Here is a 2975-nt window from a genome sequence, read left to right as displayed (position 1 = left end):
AGATTGATGCAGAAGAGGCCTTTCACTGTGTCTGCTAAGTAGGTGATGGTCTCAACCGGCAGTTCAAGCTGGCACAGGGTCGCATCAAAATCGCCCGACAAATCTGCCAAAGTGCTCCGCGAAACCAGAGCATTTGCACCCGGAGCCACGACGATTTGGTTCTCGCCTTTCGCATCTACAGCAATCAGCGCAACGCCGGTTGCCACGCCGTCCAAGATGGCCACGCCCGTCAGGTCAACACGGTTTGCTTCGAGTAGGGCTAGAGCCTGTCCGGCGGCGCTATCGTTTCCAACGCAGCCAAACATCGCAACTTCCGCCCCAAGCTTTCGCGCGGCTAGCGCTTGGTTCGCACCCTTGCCGCCCGGATAATGCGCCAGAACGCCGCCGCTAACGGTCTCGCCGGGTCTTGGCAGGGTGTGGACGCGCGCAACAATATCAAGATTGATCGAGCCGATGACCCGAATGCGGGGCGGGCGCTTCATGCCAAATACCTCAACAGAAAGGAAAGGACCGCTTCTGGATTGGCTTTTGAGACCCAGCTAGCATTGAACGCCCCCGCAACGGCCTTGCGGAACTCTACCGCCGTGTGCCCCCGGGTCAGCGTGCTTTCGGTCTCCACGTCAATCCGGCAGGGGCGGAGCGAAAAGGCTTCTGGTGCCAACAGATAAGCAATCACGCATGGGTCATGGAGAGGTGCGCCCGTAGCTGGTTGATCTGGGTCAGATGTGTCCATCAGATTGGCGGGCAAAGCGTTCGAAAAGGCCAACATGTCAGCGACCAGCTTGGCACCGGGTGTGTTTAGTCGCGCAATCGCCTCCACCCAAGCCGATGTGCCACGCACTTGGTGGGTCGCATCTAGGCCAAAAGCGACGATGTTACAGCCACTTTTGAAAACAATGTCGGCGGCCTCTGGGTCAGCATAGATATTATATTCGGCAGAGGCCGTGATATTGCCGCCCTCACGTCTCGCCCCGCCCATCAGGACGATTTGACGGAGGCGGCGAGCGGTATCGGGTGCTTGTTGGATCAAGCAAGCGATATTGGTTAGGGGACCTGTGACCGCCAGGCTTATGGTGTCAGCCGCGGCTGCCTCAATCGTCTGTATCAGGAATGAAATAGCGTCAGTCGATTGTGGCCCCAGACTTGGCGGGCTTGTAGGATAATCGCCCAAGCCCTCTGGCCCATGAAAATCATCGGCAATGATGGGCTCTCGAGACAAAGGCTTGGAAAGGCCTGCGTGGACGGGCACGTCTTCGCGACCCATGATTTGCCGGATCAGGCAGGCATTCCTTGTGGTTTTGGCCAGCTCGACATTCCCAGCCGTCGTCGTGATGCCGAGCAAATCCAGACGCTCGCGCGCACCAAAGGCGAGCGCCAGAGCCACCGCGTCATCAACACCGGGATCACAGTCGAGAATAAGCGGGATAGGCTTCATACGGTGCGCGCAGCCTTATCCTTGTCATTGCTGGCTTTGATCATGCTGCGCACTGCTTCCCATTGTGTGTCATCCCAAGCCCTCAAGCCAGAGAAATTGCCGCCCGTGGCCTGATAAGCTGCCCCATCAATCGCAATCGTCTGCCCATTCACATAATGTGCGCCCTTGGCCATCAAGAACACCGCCAGATTGGCAAGCTCAGTCATTTCACCAACGCGGCCCATGGGGTTAGCGGAGCGCTCGGCACTCTCCATGCTGGCTCCAGGCGACAGCCGCTCTGTCATGCCCTTGGTGGGGAAGGGGCCGGGCGCGATATTGTTGAAGCGGATGCCATAGCGGCCCCATTCTACGGCAAGGGATTCTGCCATGGCACGAACACCCGATTTTGACATGGCCGACGGGACCGTAAACGCCGAACCATTCCACACCCACGTGGTGAGGATGTTGATCACATTGCCCTTCTTGCCTTCTGCAATCCAGCGCTTGCCAATATCCAAAGTCATATAAAAGGTGCCACGGAAGACGATATTGGCAATAGCGTCAAAGGCGCGTGGCGAGAGGTCTTCAGTCTTGGAGATAAAATTCCCGGCAGCATTGTTGACGAGGCCAGTCAGTGCGCCACCATCGGCCCAGATCAGATCAATGGTTTCGCGGATCGCTTCGGCGTTACGAATGTCACAGGGTAGAGCGACGATTTTGCCGCCGTGGCGGCCGACCAATTCATCCCGGGTCTCTTCTAGGACGGCCCCGCGGCGGCCGAGAATATAGACCGTTGCGCCAAGTGCGAGGAAGGCTTCCGCCATTTCCTTACCGAGGCCTGTGCCACCGCCCGTTACCAGAATACGCTCACCAGCCATCAGACCGGTACGGAACATCAGCTTTTCAGCGTCCATTGGTGCTTCGCTCCCCTTTTTCAATTTTGATTAGGTTGAGCATATTGCATTTATCAGGCTTGGGAAGGCGTGGATTCTTGGCTCGCCGCAAAAGTTGCTGTGAAGCCTCGTGGTTTAGCCCATCAGGAACGCGAGCGGCTCATGCAGTCGCACCCGCCAGGATGCCTCATTGTGATCTGCACCTTCATAGACCCGGCTTTCGAAGTCTTTGCCTTCTTGCCAGCCCAGCTCCTTAAACACCTCATCCATCGCTATTTGATACGGCTGGTAGAAGCTATCCAGATTGATCGTGCCATGATCCATCCAAATCTTGTTCTGGACGGGCTTTGGTAACTTCCGCTTCAGGTAGGTCGCAAAGGCTTGGATCATTGCCGGGGTTTCGAGGTCTGGCTTGCTATAGCTTTCCGCGGCACTCAAAAGCGTCCAATGGGTTGATAGACAGCCTGCTGCGCCGAACACGTGCGGGTACTCGCAGATTCCGTAGAGCGAAATCAGCCCGCCCATGCTCGACCCCATGATAAAGGTGGAGGCTTTGCCCGGTTTGGTGCGGTAATCGCGATCAATCATCGGCTTTAGCTCTTCGACCAAGAAGCGCAGATAGCCGTCACTCAGGGCAGGCCCACCATGTTCCTCAGCCGTACGTGCAC

At 57.0% G+C, this 2975-nt stretch carries 4 protein-coding genes; all 4 read right to left on the bottom strand.

The features are described from left to right. On the bottom strand, nt 1-482 hold a 482-nt coding region (locus ACIQ20_RS16390), incomplete at its 3' end, for a PfkB family carbohydrate kinase (RefSeq protein WP_395782208.1). Continuing rightward, nucleotides 479-1435: a nucleoside hydrolase gene (locus tag ACIQ20_RS16385; RefSeq protein ID WP_395782206.1), complete on the bottom strand. Its 957-nt coding sequence runs from the start codon at nt 1433-1435 to the stop codon at nt 479-481. The genes ACIQ20_RS16390 and ACIQ20_RS16385, both read right to left, overlap by 4 nt. Beyond that, nucleotides 1432-2328 (bottom strand): SDR family oxidoreductase, encoded by an 897-nt coding sequence (locus ACIQ20_RS16380; RefSeq protein WP_395782204.1) that lies wholly within the window; start codon nt 2326-2328, stop codon nt 1432-1434. Before ACIQ20_RS16380 ends, ACIQ20_RS16385 begins: the two co-directional genes overlap by 4 nt. Nucleotides 2329-2442: 114 nt before the next feature. Then, a partial coding sequence (locus ACIQ20_RS16375) for an alpha/beta hydrolase (protein WP_395782202.1) occupies nt 2443-2975 on the bottom strand: 533 nt, incomplete at its 5' end.

Origin of the sequence: Aquidulcibacter sp. (assembly GCF_044346625.1) — a bacterium.
Classification (GTDB): Bacteria; Pseudomonadota; Alphaproteobacteria; order Caulobacterales; family Aquidulcibacteraceae; genus Aquidulcibacter.
Note: the sequence above shows the minus strand (reverse complement) of the source record. Positions and strands in the feature narration are given on the sequence as shown.

Excerpts from the sequence above, each read along its gene's own strand:
- ACIQ20_RS16380 (WP_395782204.1), bottom strand. The coding sequence starts at position 2,328 with ATGGACGCTGAAAAGCTGATGTTCCGTACCGGTCTGATGGCTGGTGAG.
- ACIQ20_RS16385 (WP_395782206.1), bottom strand. The coding sequence starts at position 1,435 with ATGAAGCCTATCCCGCTTATTCTCGACTGTGATCCCGGTGTTGATGAC.